At 62.1% G+C, this 12,919-nt stretch carries 12 protein-coding genes and 1 pseudogene; 11 read left to right on the top strand and 2 right to left on the bottom strand.

Going from position 1 to position 12,919, the window contains the following annotated elements; all coding sequences use genetic code 11:
- Positions 1–219 precede the first annotated feature (219 nt).
- The 9 genes and pseudogenes from ACPFMJ_RS04000 to ACPFMJ_RS03960 all read left to right on the top strand — a co-directional run bounded on the left by ACPFMJ_RS04000 (position 220) and on the right by ACPFMJ_RS03960 (position 9,071).
- Positions 220–1,257 carry a cytochrome-c peroxidase gene (locus ACPFMJ_RS04000; protein ID WP_424362571.1) on the top strand — a complete coding sequence of 346 codons (1,038 nt, stop codon included), beginning with the start codon at positions 220–222 and terminating at the stop codon, positions 1,255–1,257.
- 296 nt (positions 1,258–1,553) lie between these two features.
- Positions 1,554–2,531, top strand: a complete 978-nt coding sequence (amoC, locus tag ACPFMJ_RS03995; protein WP_424362570.1) for a bacterial ammonia monooxygenase, subunit AmoC — start codon at positions 1,554–1,556, stop codon at positions 2,529–2,531.
- Positions 2,532–2,711: 180 nt separating this feature from the next.
- Entirely contained in the window at positions 2,712–3,539 is an 828-nt protein-coding gene (gene amoA / locus ACPFMJ_RS03990; protein ID WP_424362569.1) for a bacterial ammonia monooxygenase, subunit AmoA, read from the top strand.
- Between the two features lie 200 nt (positions 3,540–3,739).
- Positions 3,740–4,479, top strand: a pseudogene (locus ACPFMJ_RS03985) (methane monooxygenase/ammonia monooxygenase subunit B).
- On the top strand, positions 4,448–4,882 hold the full coding sequence (locus ACPFMJ_RS03980; RefSeq protein WP_424362568.1) for a methane monooxygenase/ammonia monooxygenase subunit B: 435 nt from the start codon (positions 4,448–4,450) through the stop codon (positions 4,880–4,882). Before ACPFMJ_RS03985 ends, ACPFMJ_RS03980 begins: the two are co-directional and overlap by 32 nt.
- A gap of 387 nt (positions 4,883–5,269) precedes the next feature.
- A complete protein-coding gene (locus tag ACPFMJ_RS03975; RefSeq protein ID WP_424362567.1) occupies positions 5,270–5,884 on the top strand; it encodes a hypothetical protein in 615 nt (204 codons plus the stop codon).
- 74 nt (positions 5,885–5,958) lie between these two features.
- Entirely contained in the window at positions 5,959–6,348 is a 390-nt protein-coding gene (locus ACPFMJ_RS03970) for a copper resistance CopC family protein (protein ID WP_424362566.1), read from the top strand.
- Positions 6,349–6,469: 121 nt separating this feature from the next.
- Positions 6,470–8,395 (top strand): CopD family protein, encoded by a 1,926-nt coding sequence (locus ACPFMJ_RS03965; protein ID WP_424362565.1) that lies wholly within the window; start codon positions 6,470–6,472, stop codon positions 8,393–8,395.
- Positions 8,396–8,474: 79 nt separating this feature from the next.
- Positions 8,475–9,071 (top strand): copper chaperone PCu(A)C, encoded by a 597-nt coding sequence (locus ACPFMJ_RS03960; RefSeq protein WP_424362564.1) that lies wholly within the window; start codon positions 8,475–8,477, stop codon positions 9,069–9,071.
- A 275-nt stretch (positions 9,072–9,346) separates the two neighbouring features.
- Here the strand turns inward: ACPFMJ_RS03960 and ACPFMJ_RS03955 are convergent, their stop codons facing one another.
- Together ACPFMJ_RS03955 and ACPFMJ_RS03950 are read right to left on the bottom strand one after the other, a co-directional pair.
- Positions 9,347–9,577: a hypothetical protein gene (locus tag ACPFMJ_RS03955; protein ID WP_424362563.1), complete on the bottom strand. Its 231-nt coding sequence runs from the start codon at positions 9,575–9,577 to the stop codon at positions 9,347–9,349.
- A 253-nt stretch (positions 9,578–9,830) separates the two neighbouring features.
- On the bottom strand, positions 9,831–10,790 hold the full coding sequence (locus ACPFMJ_RS03950; protein WP_424362562.1) for a phosphatase PAP2 family protein: 960 nt from the start codon (positions 10,788–10,790) through the stop codon (positions 9,831–9,833).
- Positions 10,791–10,997: 207 nt separating this feature from the next.
- On the opposite strand from ACPFMJ_RS03950, the gene ACPFMJ_RS03945 reads away from it, so the two are divergent.
- Together ACPFMJ_RS03945 and ACPFMJ_RS03940 are read left to right on the top strand one after the other, a co-directional pair.
- Positions 10,998–12,203: a pyridoxal phosphate-dependent aminotransferase gene (locus ACPFMJ_RS03945; protein ID WP_424362561.1), complete on the top strand. Its 1,206-nt coding sequence runs from the start codon at positions 10,998–11,000 to the stop codon at positions 12,201–12,203.
- 164 nt (positions 12,204–12,367) lie between these two features.
- Complete coding sequence (locus ACPFMJ_RS03940) at positions 12,368–12,919, top strand: SRPBCC family protein (RefSeq protein WP_424362560.1); 552 nt, start codon at positions 12,368–12,370, stop codon at positions 12,917–12,919.

The raw sequence follows: 12,919 nt of genomic DNA, 5'->3' as shown, positions 1-12,919 counted from the left end.
TGACGATCTGGCGTGTCAAATGTCTTTGTCATTGCGTGAATAGGCAAAGTCTACGTCTGTTCGCAACAGCCTGATCCTGATACGGATGCGCCCTCCTGAGAGGCGGCGAGGGCTTCCGCCGTGTCGGGGGTTGTGATAGCCGAAGGCGCAAGCTCCGGCGCGTTTGCGCCGCGGGGCGATCAGCTTTCAACGATCAAAGCTGCAAGGGGAGAGAAACATATGTCCGGACTTCGGGTCGTCGCGCTCGGCGCGACGCTGCTTTTTCCCGCGCTCGCCCATGCTGGCGATCTGCGCGCCGACGCCAATGCCGTTTTCAAGCCGATCGACGCGTCGAGCGTGAACTCGGTCGTCAAGAACAACGCCATCACGCCGGCGAAGGTCGAGCTCGGCAAAAAGCTGTTCTTCGATCCCCGCCTGTCGAAGAGCCAGATCATCAGCTGCAATAGCTGTCATAACCTCGGCACGGGCGGCGAAGACGCCGGCCCCACTTCCATCGGCCATGGCTGGGCGAAGGGCCCGCGCCGCGCGCCGTCCGTCCTCAATGCGGTCTTCAACGTCGCCCAGTTCTGGGATGGCCGCGCCGTCGACCTCAAGGCGCAGGCCAAGGGCCCGGTCCAGGCCGATGTCGAGATGAACAACACGCCCGCGACCGTGGAAGCGACGCTCAAGAGCATGCCGGGCTATGTGGCCGAGTTCAAGGCGGCCTTCCCGACCGACGCCAATCCGGTCAGCTTCGACAATATGGCCAACGCCATCGAGGCCTTCGAAGCCACGCTGACGACGCCGAACTCCAAGTTCGACAAGTTCCTGACCGGCGACGCCAGCGCTCTGAACGACACGGAAAAGAAGGGCCTGCGCCTGTTCATGGACAAGGGCTGCTCCAACTGCCACAGCGGCGTGAATGTCGGCGGCAACGGCTACTTCCCGTTCGGCGTCGCGCAGAAGCCCGATGCGGCGATTCTACCGGTCGCCGACCGTGGTCGCGCCAAGGTCACGAACAGCGATTCCGACGCCTTCGTCTTCCGATCGGCCCCGCTTCGCAACGTCGCTCTGCGCGCTCCCTATTTCCATAGCGGTGCGACCTGGACGCTCGAGGAAGCGGTCGACGTCATGGCCAAGGACCAGCTCGGCGCGACGCTGACTCCGGACGAAAACGCCGCCATTGTCGCATTCCTGGGCACGTTGACGGGCGAGCAGCCGAAGGTGACCTATCCGATCCTGCCGCCGCGCACGAAGGACACGCCTCGTCCGCAGTAAGAAAGTGATCAGGGGCGCTCCGTTTGGAGCGCCCTTTTTTCTTCCCCCGCCCGTGGTTTGAGGCGTCGGGGGTGTTTTCAGGGACTGTTTTAAAAGCCCTTTTGGAACGCATTCCCGCCGCGCCGGGGCCATTCGACGCCCGCTGCGCGCCTAAGTTTGGACAGATCGACGCAGTCCTAGTGGCGGGGCGTCTCTGCATGGCGCCAAACTTTCGCCACATACCCGCCAAACGGCGCGTCGTCCGTCCTTAATCTCCCGTAAATCAGCCGATTACGCCAAAGCTGGAGGCGCGCGCCATGAGCGGCTGCGCCGCCTTATCGGGTAGTTTGAATCCCATCCACTGGGGTTGTCACGACTATCAAACGAGGACGAAGCGGTTCCGTTCTGGGAGGCGCTTTTACCGGTCACGCGCATATCCCTGGGAGCACATAGGAGGAGTTAAATATGAGCTGCTGCTGCTGGCGCAGCTGCTGGCAGAGTCCGTAGTCGATCTGCGTGGCATGTGGATCGGCCTGGTTCTGCTGAACACGTTTTATCTGATCGTTCGCATCTATGAGCAGATCTACGGCTGGCGCGCGGGTCTCGACTCGTTCGCTCCGGAGTTCCAGACGTACTGGCTGTCGATCCTTTGGACGGAGATCCCGCTGGAGCTCGTCTCGGGCATCGGCCTTGCCGGCTACCTCTGGAAGACCCGCGACCGCAACGTCGACGCCGTGGCTCCTCGCGAGGAGATGCGCCGTCTGGTGGTTCTGGTTCAATGGCTGACGGTTTACGGCATCGCCATTTACTGGGGCGCGTCCTTCTTCACGGAGCAGGACGGCACGTGGCACATGACGGTGATTCGCGACACGGACTTCACGCCGTCGCACATCATCGAGTTCTACATGAGCTACCCGATCTACTCGGTGATCGCGGTTGGCGCGTTCTTCTATGCGAAGACCCGCATTCCGTATTTTGCTCATGGCTACTCGCTGGCGTTCCTGATCGTGGCGATTGGTCCGTTCATGATCATCCCGAACGTTGGCCTGAACGAGTGGGGCCACACCTTCTGGTTCATGGAAGAGCTGTTCGTTGCTCCGCTGCATTGGGGCTTCGTGTTCTTCGGCTGGATGGCGCTGGGCGTGTTCGGCGTCGTGCTGCAGATCCTCGGCCGCATCCATGCGCTGGTCGGCAAGGAAGGCGTCGCGCTGCTCGCTCGCGCCTTCGGGCGCGGGCGTGCGCGCGCGGGATTTTTTCCAAACGGGCGAGAAAACGGGTTTCGTCTTGCCGCCTGAGGCGACGGTCTCTCGTTTTGCGTCAAACGGGGTTAACCCGGCGTAAAAGGTTTCGCGGCGCTGCGTGGAAGCGCGCTGCGAGAGAAACGACAATCCGGCGGTGGGCCGGGCGCGGGTCCGGGGGCGCGAGGCTTGAGCTCGGGGCCTTGAGGCTCCCGAGAAACACCAAGGAGAAGAGAGATGTCGACATCGAAGAGCGGGGGAGCGGTCGGTCCGTTCCATTCCGTCGCGGAAGCGGCGGGATGCGTTCAGACCACCGATTGGATGCTTCTGACGCTGCTGTTTTTTGCGGTTTTGGGCGGCTACCACGTCCATTTTATGCTGACGGCGGGCGACTGGGACTTCTGGGTTGACTGGAAGGATCGTCGTATGTGGCCGACGGTTGTGCCGATTCTGGGCGTGACCTTCGCGGCGGCGTCGCAGGCCTTTTTCTGGGTGAACTTCCGTCTGCCGTTTGGCGCGGTGTTCGCGGTTCTGGGCCTGCTGATCGGCGAGTGGATCAACCGCTACGTGAACTTCTGGGGTTGGACCTATTTCCCGATCTCGCTGGTGTTCCCGTCGGCTCTGATGGTTCCGGCGATCTGGCTTGACGTGATCCTTCTGCTCTCGGGCAGCTATGTGATCACGGCGGTGATCGGCGCGCTGGGCTGGGGCCTGCTGTTCTATCCGAACAACTGGCCGGCGATCGGTCAGTTCCACCAGGCGACGGAGCAGCATGGTCAGCTGATGTCGCTTGCGGATCTGATCGGCTTCCACTTCGTCCGCACGTCGATGCCGGAATACATCCGCATGGTCGAGCGCGGCACGCTGCGCACCTTCGGTAAGGACGTTGTGCCGGTTGCGGCGTTCTTCTCGGGCTTCGTGTCGATGCTGGTCTACTTCGCGTGGTGGTGGCTGGGCCGCTTCTATTCGACGACGAAGGTCATCAAGGAACCATCTGATGCGGGCTTGACGCGCGGTTCGCTGCGGCCCAAACTCGAAAAGAGAAACGGGATTGGATTGGTTTGATCGTCGATTGGGCTGACGATCCGCGGCTGAAAAAGTCGGCTGGCGCGCGGGTCCGGCCGGAAGAAGAACCTGGGAGGTTTGTTCATGAAAAAGCTAGTCAAGCTCGCCGCCATTGGCGCGGCGGCGCTGTGGCGGCGACGCTGGGAGCGGTTGCTCCGGCCTTCGCGCACGGCGAGAAGTCGCAGCAGGCGTTCCTTCGGATGCGCACGCTGAACTGGTATGACGTCGCCTGGTCGAAGACCTCGGTGGCGGTGAACGAAGAGATGGTGCTTTCGGGCAAGGTGCACGTGTTCTCGGCGTGGCCGCAGGCTGTGGCCAATCCGCGCGTGTCGTTCCTGAACGCCGGCGAGCCGGGTCCGGTTCTGGTCCGCACGGCGCAGTTCATCGGCGAGCAGTTCGCGCCGCGTTCGTTCTCGATGGTTCCCGGGAACGACTATGCGTTCTCGATCAACCTGCGCGGCCGTCGCGCCGGCCGCTGGCACGTTCACGCTCAGATCAACGTTGAAGGCGGCGGACCGATCATCGGGCCGGGCCAGTGGATCGAGATCAAGGGCGACATGAAGGACTTCACCGATCCGGTGACGCTCCTTGATGGAACGACGATCGACCTCGAGCACTACGGCATCAGCCGGGTTTACGCCTGGCATATGCCGTGGCTGATCGTGGGCGCGGCCTGGATCCTGTTCTGGTTCGTGCGCAAGGGCATCATCGCTTCCTACATGAAGGTCGCCGAAGGCCGGACGAAGCCGTCATTGGTGACGAAGACCGCCGCATTGGCGCGATCGTGCTGGCGCTGACGATCCTCGCGACGATCTTCGGCTACGCCTACACGAACTCGCAGTTCCCGCGCACGATCCCGCTTCAGGCCGGCTTGCAGAAGCCGCTGACGCCGATCGAGCACGGGCACCGTGGGCGTCGGCAAGGATCAGGTGAGCGTTGACCTCGACGGCGGCGTCTACAAGGTGCCGGGCCGTGAGCTGACGATCAACGTGAAGGTGAAGAACTCGACGGCTCATCCGCTTCGCCTCGGCGAATATACGACGGCCGGCCTGCGCTTCCTCAACCCGGACGTGTTCACGACGAAGCCTGAGTTCCCGGACTATCTGCTTGCGGATCGCGGTCTGTCGACGGATCCGACGCCGATCGCGCCGGGCGAGACGAAGGACATTGTCGTGAAGGTGCAGGACGCGCGTTGGGACATCGAGCGTCTGTCGGACCTGGCCTATGACACGGACAGCCAGATCGGCGGCCTGTTGTTCTTCTTCACGCCGGACGGTCAGCGCTACGCCGCGGAAATCGGCGGCCCGGTCATTCCGAAGTTCGTCGCGGGCGACATGCCCTAAGCGAACCAAGATCGCCTGATCTAAAGCGCCGGCCGGACGAAAGTCCGGCCGGTTCTCTTTTGGGCGGGCGCCTTGCGACTCTCCTTTGACGGCCGCCATCATTCGCCCAGTCTTTCGACGGAATTTGTTTGCTGAAAATCAAATGGTGCGTCCTTTAGACGCAAATCGATTCAAGGCTTTTCGCTCGCGCCTCCGCCCATTTTGGTTGCAAAGTAGCGCTTGGATGCGTGGCCTGCGCCTTCGGTGAATCTGTTTGGACGGCTTTGTCCGAGGCTTGAAAAGCAGGTTTGGCGGCGCCTATGGGACCAGGCTACAAGGCGGCCGTTCGGTCGACCGAACAACTAAGAAGGCGCACGGAATTGCGCGTTGTGGAAATCGAGGGATGAAATGAAGAAATGGCGTAGCCTTGCAGCGGCCCTTTTCAGCGTCGCGCTTTCGTTCGGTCTCGCGCCTCAGGCGCGCGCCGAGGGCGGGGCGGGGCCGGAAGCCATGTCCATGGGCAATATGTGCATGGTCATGTTCGGCTACGATATGATTCACATTACAGTCTTCCAGCCGGACAAATCTCGCAGCGAATATTGCGCCGAAATTCCGGCGACCGGCCGGACGATCATGGCCTTCGACATCGAGAATCCGGCTTTCCGCGATCTCCCGCTCGAGGTTCGCGTCATTCGCGACCCCTTGACGCCGACGCTGCCTACGGGCGCCGACCTGGAGGCGCTCACGGAGCTGCATCTCCCGCCGAAGAAATACACAAAAGGCACGTTCAGCGTGGAGCACGACTTCGCGAATGATGGCCATTACATCACGCTTGTGACGCTGACGCGGGAGAATGGCGAGCAGCAGACCGAGATGATGAAATTCATGGTGGGCGAAACTCTGTGGGCCTGGGTGCCTCAGATCGCTGGGACCATACTGATCGCCGGCATGGTGTTCGTCTACTGGAAGCACACCCACCCCACGCCCAAGAAGAAAGAGGCCAACGAAACGGTCGCGTCTTGAAGGCGCGGCGGGGCGTGAGCATCTGCAAATAGAAAAAGAAACGGGAGAGGCCGCTGCGCCTCAGGGGAAATGCCATGAAGGGACTGATCTTTTCTTCGCGTCGCGTTTTCGGCCTCTTGTTTGCGGGCGTGATTGCGGCTTCTGTCGTGACCTCGTCCGCTCGCGCGCACTCCTTCCTCGTCGAAGCGACGCCGTCGTCGAAGGACCATGTCGCGGCGTCTCCCAAGACCATCAAATTGCGTTTCGGCGGCGGCGTCGAGCCGAAATACTCGAAGCTGACGGTCGAAGACGCAGGCGGCAAGGTGTTGAGCGAGGGTTCCATCGGCGTGCCGGACAAGCCGCGCGAATTGTCGATGGAGGCCCCGGAACTCGCGCCCGGGAAATATGTCGTCCGGTATCGCGTGCTTTCCACCGACGGCCATATCGTCGAGGGCAACTACGAGTTCACGGTCGACCCGAAGTAAAAGACTTCGGAATTCGCGGTTGACCGGAAGGGCGTCGCCTGCGCTGGCGACGCGGGTCTCGGCGCACCCAGCGCCTTCGCCTCCTTAGAAGAGCGGAACGGGTAAAGGGCGAGAATCTGCGATGTATCTTTCTCTCGCATTCATACGCTTCCTGGAGAGTCTGCCGTCGGCGCTGGCCGTCGGTCTGATTCTGATGCCGCGTCTCATCGACGAGGACGCAGGGCGTTTCAAAGTCCCGGTCGCGGCGGCGGCTGCTCTGCGAGCGCTGCTTGGATTTCCGCTGCTTTATCTTATCGCGCGCAATATCATTCCGGCGGAGCGGCCTATAGATTCCGCCTTGCTTTCCGAATTTACGTTCGGCACGAGCGTCGGCAAGGCGTGGCTCGCGACGGAATTTCTTGCGGTCGCTTTCGCGGCGATGGCGATCGCCCGGATTTTCGTCTCCTCCGATCTCCTCGACAAGGCGACCCTGTTCGTCGGCGTCGCCGTCCTGGCGGTCGTCTCGGTCACGGGTCATGCGATCGACGACGGGCTGCCGGTCTGGACCCAGATCAGCTTTCTCCTCCATACGGCCGCGGGCCTCACCTGGCTCGGCGGTCTTCTCGGCCTCATCTGGTGGATGTTCACGGCGCATAGCAAGCCGCCGGAAGTCGCTGCGCGTCTCGCCGAGCGCTGGTCCCTGGTTGCGAAGGCTGCGGTCGCGCTCGTCGCGGTCACCGGCGTCGCAATGGCGTATGAAAATGTCGGCAGCGTTCCCAATATGCTGGCCACGCCCTACGGTCGCCTCCTGACGCTGAAGCTCGCCTTGTTGTGCGCCGTGCTGCTCTGCGCTCTTGCGATCGTTCGCTACATGCATTCGCGCCCGGCGGGGGAGTTCAACGTCGACTGGGTTGGCAAGATCGGCAGCCTCGAAGCGGTTTTCGGCCTAGGTCTCCTTGGGATCGCCGGCTACATCGCGGTGATCACGCCGGCTTCGCATGAGGTCGATATCTATTGGCCGCTTCCGTTCCGCCTTTCCTACATCGCGACCTGGGGGCAGAAGCCGGTCTTTCCGTCGCCGATCTGGTGGTGGGCCATCGCATCCGGCGTCTTCGCAATCGTCGCTGCGCTCGTCTGGTGGACGCCCGCGACACGTGAGAGGCGCCTCTATGCGACGCCCGCGGCGACCATTGCGGCGCTGTTTTGCCTCGCCGTGTCGTTCTCAACCGAGGCCTATACCGACACCTACAACGATCCGACGCAGGACTTCACCGCGGAGTCGGTGACGCGCGGCATGACGGCCTTCCAGGAAAACTGTGTTGGCTGCCATGGGCCGATGGGCGAGGGCAACGGCCCCATGTCCAAAGACCTGAAGAATGCACAGGGTCTGAAGATCGAGCCTGCGGACCTCACGGCGCCGCATGTCGGCACGCACACGATCGGCGACATCTTCCATTGGCTGACCTTTGGCGGCCAGAGCGGCGTGATGCCGAGCTTTGCGCATGTGCTCGACGTCGACGACCGCTGGGACATGATCAATTATTTGCTGATCCTTTCGAGCACCAATCGGTCGCGCTTCATTGGACCGCAAGCGATGATCCAGTGGCTCATCGCCCCAGACTTTGCGCTGATCGATCCGAAGGAGGAGATCACGACCTTCTTCAAACTGCGCGGGAAGCCGACGCTGCTGTCGTTCGCTCGCTGCACGGCGACCGGCGACGAGAAGAAGGAACTCGACGCGAGCCTCATGAGGGCGGCGGAGGCGGCGAAATCGGCCGGCGTGAACCACGTAACGGTCTATTCCGGCGACTGCCCCGCGGCGGCGAAGGCCAGGGAGGCGCTGCATCCGGCGGCGGTCGAGAGGGCCTATTCCGTGATCAACCGCTATCCGAACGTTCCCTATTCGAGCGAGATCGCACAGGCGCATTTCCTCGTGGATCGCTCGGGCTATGTGCGGGCGCGCTTCAAGGAATTTGGCGCCGATGACGGCAGCGCGACTCAGTTCGCCGGCCAGGCAGCCATGATGGCCAACGAACCGCTCGTCGAGATCAGCCTGCATTCTCATTAAGGCGCGGGTTTAAAAAAACGCGTTTGGGGCGGCTTTTCGCGCCGGCAAGGAATGAGCCGGCCGTTTTAGGGAGAGAAACATGATCATCAAGCGGCGTGATCTATTGGCGACCGGCGGCTCGTTGCTGGCGGGCGCCGCCATGGGCGTTTTCGTTCCGCTTCGAGCCGCGAGTGCGCATGAGTACGAGGTCGGCAAGCTCAAGGTGGAGCATCCCTGGCTGCGTGCGCCCGGCGACAACGAGAAGAACGCGTCCTTCTACGCCTTCCTGCACAATAGCGGCGACACGCCCGACAAGCTGATCGCGGTGAAGGTGGAGAAGTTCGAGAAGGCCGTGATTCACGGCGACCCCAAAAATCTCGAGCTGGAGACTCCGATCGTCATCCCGCCGAAGAGCAAGGTCACCGCCGAACCGGGCGGCGTCTATGTCGCGCTGCTCGGCGCCAAGAAGCATCTCGAAGTGGGTTGGGGTCTCGAAATGACGCTCGTCTTCGAGAAGGCGGGCGAGGTCGTCATCGACGCCGCGATCGACGCGCCCGACGCCAAGCACGCCCATGACGCCGAGGCCATGGAGCGCTGGGAAAAAGCGCACAACAAGGATACGTCTGGTCCGAAGGAAGCCGCGCCGGCTGGTCATGAGGGTCATGGCGGCCACCACCACCACGAAGAAAAGAAGTAGGCTAGCTGAGGGCGCTCCGCTCGCGTCGCCCGGCGCAGCGGAAGCCTTCCGCATCTACAAACAGAAGCGGGCGCGGCTCATGCCGCGCCCGTTGCTTTTGGGTGGCCGATGACGGCGCCCTTGTCGCAAGCGCGACAAGGCTGCGCAGATCAGTCCAAAGAGGGAAATGCGCGACCCCGTCAGTGACGGCCAGAAGCCCCCACAGCCCCCGGGAAGAACGCCCAAAAGCAAACGCGCGCCGCAGGGCGCGCGCTCTTCATCCACGAGTCAGAAACTCAGCGATCAACGCTGACGAGCCGGCCCGAGAATTCGATATTATCGGCAATCGGGGTCGCCCCCTTTCGCGCCGAGTTGATCGGCAGCGCAAAGCCGAGGACGAAAGCCGCCGTCGCCATAGCCGCTACGAGCAAAACCGAAACACGAAATTGTCGACGGGCCGACTCGCGATCGAAGCTGCGCGTGAAGGCCGGTTCAATCTGATCGTCGAATTTATCAACGAGCGACATCGTCCTAATTCCTCTCGGGTCTTCGCCCTTGCTTTCCCCTTCCTCGGCCTCTCCCTCTGCCGTGTCGGGGCGATCTCCTCGCGTCTCCGCGCTTGTGAGCTCGGAGTAGAAACGACGATGAGCCGAAAAAGTTGCATGCCGTTCCGAGATTTTTATAAATTTTTAACAGTTGATTTTCGCATGGTTAATGCTCGCCGATTCGCGTGATTCGCTAGGGTTTCTGGGGATTTTTGCTGCGGCGCACAGCCTTCATTCAAGCTGGAAAATCACGCAGATGCGCTGGATTTGCGGCTACGCCAGAGGTTTCAAAAGCCGTTCGTCTTTGCATTGCAATATCGGCCAAGTATAGGCTGACCAGCGTTACCACTGTTCCGACCGCGACATCCGCGAAATGATGTCCGCCATCGGCCGGAATCGACGCAATAACAAGGACATTCACGCAAATTGCGATCGTTCCCGCGTATGGCGTTCCCCACAGCGCGTAAACCGTCAATATGGCTAACGCCGTGTGAAAGGAAGGGCAGCCAATCAGGCCCGTGAGGTCTTCCAGCCGCAGAACGGGCGTCGGGCCGGCATGCAGCGAGAGCAGTTTGAGCGCCGCGTCCTTTGTCATCGCCAAAAAGAAGGTCGGCTCGGGCAGGCCCTGGGCATAGCGGAGGGGCAGGGCGCCGAAGCTCGGAAAGGCCGTCCAGAGGGCGATCGTGATCACAGAAGAGAACATGAAGGCGAGCGTGAAGCGGTCGAGCCGGTCGAAGCGCTTTGAGAAGCCGAGGACGATGACGGCGACGGCGACCTGCGGCAGCGAACTGAGATAGGCGACGGTCAGGAGCTGGCCGACGAAGCCGTTCGACTTCACCCAATTCACATAGGCCCACCAGTCGAGACCAACCGCCGCGTCGACACGCGCCAGGAAGGCGTCGTTGAGCGGGCGACGCAGCTCAAGCCCTAGATAATTGTCGAGTACGGCGATGTTCGAATAGAGAATGATCTGCGCGACGACGAAGACAGCCGCCGCAATGCCTTCGTCGCGCCCGAGCGCGCGATAGGAAACGGCGACGACGGTGAGCAGCGCCGCCATCAGGAAGATGGGCGCCAGGGTCATCCATTCGACTCGTATCGACGTGAAAGGCGCGGCGAGGCCGAAGAGGGCCGAGCAGGCGGCGATGACGCCGATCCGCCAGAAATCCCCGTGAGTCAGCAGTCGAACCGGCATATGCGCCCCCGTCTTGGACCGGCGCATTTGACAGGAATGGTCGCAAATATCCGATTAATGCGCAGGCGTCGCCTTTTCGGCGCTGCACAAGAGCGTTGAGGCTGATAAGCGTCGGCTTTTCGATTGATTGCCGGGAAACGCGCGATTATTCTCGCGCTTGTTATGTGCGGCGCACACAGCCGCCTTTCCAAGCCAAAGGTCTGCTCGATGTCCTCCTTCCTCGCCCACGCTCTCTCGCGCGTAAAGCCCTCCGCCACGATCGCCGTGACGCAGAAGGCGCGCGATCTGAAAGCGCAGGGCAGGGAGGTGATCAGCCTTTCGGTCGGCGAGCCGGATTTCGACACGCCCGAACACATCCGCAACGCCGCCAAGGCGGCCATCGACCGCGGCGAGACCCGCTACACGCCGGTGCTCGGCATCCCGCAGCTGCGTGAGGCCGTGGCCCGCAAGTTCAAGCGCGAGAACGGCCTCGACTACAAGGCGTCCGACACGATCGTCGCGACGGGCGGCAAGCACATCCTGTTCAACGCCTTCCTGGCGACGATCAACGCCGGCGACGAAGTCATCGTCACCGCTCCCTACTGGGTGAGCTATCCCGAGATGGTCGCCATCTGCGGCGGCAAGACCGTCTTCGTCGACACCAAGATGGAGGACGGCTTCAAGCTGCAGCCGGAGGCGCTCGAGGCCGCCATCACCCCGAAGACCAAGTGGCTGGTGCTGAACTCGCCCTCCAATCCCTCGGGCGCCGCCTACAGCCATGATGAGATGAAGAAGGTGACGGACGTGCTCCTGCGCCATCCGCATGTGCACATCCTCACCGACGACATCTACGAGCACCTCGTATATGGCGACTTCAAATTCGTCACGCCGGCGCAGGTCGAGCCGAACCTCATGGACCGCACGCTGACCATGAACGGCGTCTCCAAAGCCTACGCCATGACCGGCTGGCGCATCGGCTACGCCGCGGGGCCCAGCAAGCTGATCAAGGCCATGGATTTGCTGCAGGGTCAGCAGACCTCGGGCGCGTGCTCGATCGCGCAATGGGCGGCGGTCGAGGCGCTGGAGGGGCCGCAGGAGCATCTCGCGACCTTCCGCAAGGCCTTCGAGGAGCGCCGCGACCTTGTCGTGTCCATGCTCAACCAGGCGAAATATCTCAAGTGCCCGACGCCGGAGGGCGCCTTCTACGTCTTCCCGTCCTGCGCCGAGGCCATCGGCCGCAAGACCCCGGCGGGCAAGGTGATCGAGAGCGACGAGGATTTCGTCACCGAACTGCTCGAGGCGGAAGGCGTCGCCGTGGTGCATGGCTCGGCCTTCGGCACGGGGCCGAACTTCCGCATCTCCTATGCGGCGTCGGCGCTGACGCTGGAAAAGGCCTGCGCGAAAGTTCAGGCGTTCTGCGCGAGCCTGAAGTAGCGCTGCAAGTTCGGCGCTCTACGAAGTCGGGCAAGCCCGACTTCGTCGCTTGCGTCGACGCCTTCACATCATCGACGCCTTCATAACTTTACGCTTCTTCGATCCGCGCCTTAGAATGCAGGAAAAGCGCGGGCCTGCGCGCCCGCGTGTCGGAGGAACGCTCAATGACCTTTTTTCTTCTCTTCATGCTCGCAGCCGTGAGTGGCCTCGTCGCTTATATTTCGCTGCAGCCGAACACCTTCAGAATCGCTCGCTCCGCCGTTTTCGACGCGCCGCCCGAGCGCATCTATCCGGAGATCAACGACTTCCATAACTGGGAGAAATGGTCGCCCTGGGCGCGGCTCGATCCGGATCAGAAGACGACCTATGACGGCTCGCCTTTGGGCGCCGGCGCGATCCTGGAGTGGTCGGGCAACAACAAGGTCGGCGCGGGCAAGATGAAGATCAAGGAAAGCAGTCAGAACGAGCGCGTGCGCATCAAGATCCAATTCTTCAAGCCGATGCAGGCGATCAACGACGTGCAGTTCGACCTCAAGCCGATCAGCGAGACGAAAACGGAAGTGCGCTGGACGATGTCCGGCCACAACGAGTTCGTTGCGAAGGCGATGCACGCCTTCATGAATGTGGACAAGATGGTCGGGGGGCAGTTCGAACAGGGGCTGGCGAATTTGAAGGCGATCGTCGAGGCGGAGCCGAAGGCCTTGCCAAGCGGCTAA

This window comes from Methylocystis parvus (assembly GCF_049675845.1).
Classification (GTDB): domain Bacteria; phylum Pseudomonadota; class Alphaproteobacteria; order Rhizobiales; family Beijerinckiaceae; genus Methylocystis; species Methylocystis parvus_A.
The sequence above is the reverse complement of the archived record's forward strand: the minus strand, read 5'-3'. Positions and strand labels throughout refer to the sequence as shown.